At 68.8% G+C, this 327-nt stretch carries 1 protein-coding gene; it reads right to left on the bottom strand.

Going from position 1 to position 327, the window contains the following annotated elements; genetic code table 11:
• On the bottom strand, window positions 1-327 hold a 327-nt coding region (locus OP18_RS50820; RefSeq protein WP_033368065.1), incomplete at both ends, for a pectate lyase.

The following is a 327-nucleotide window of genomic DNA, read 5'->3' as shown; positions in this document are numbered from 1 at the left end:
AGAAGCCGGAGATGTTCACGGTGCCGTTGCCGTTGTGCTGGAACACCTTGTCGCTGGCGGAGCGGGCGCCGCCGCCGATGACGTAGCTGGTGCCGCCGCTCGTGCCGAGGAACGTGGCGGCGTCCTCGCCGACGTCCTCCCACCAGACGTTCTGGATGGTGCAGGTGCCGAGGCAGTGGATGCCGTCACCGGCCGGCGCGCCGATGATCACGTTCTTGATCGTGGCGCCGTTGGCCAGCTCGAACACCGGGTCCTGGCTCTCGCCCTGACCGCCGTCGCCGATGCAGCAGTACCGCTTCATCCCGCCGTCGAGCGTCCCCGACACCT

It is taken from the genome of Dactylosporangium aurantiacum, assembly GCF_000716715.1.
In the GTDB taxonomy this organism is placed as follows: Bacteria; Actinomycetota; Actinomycetes; order Mycobacteriales; family Micromonosporaceae; genus Dactylosporangium; species Dactylosporangium aurantiacum.
The sequence above is the reverse complement of the archived record's forward strand: the minus strand, read 5'-3'. Positions and strand labels throughout refer to the sequence as shown.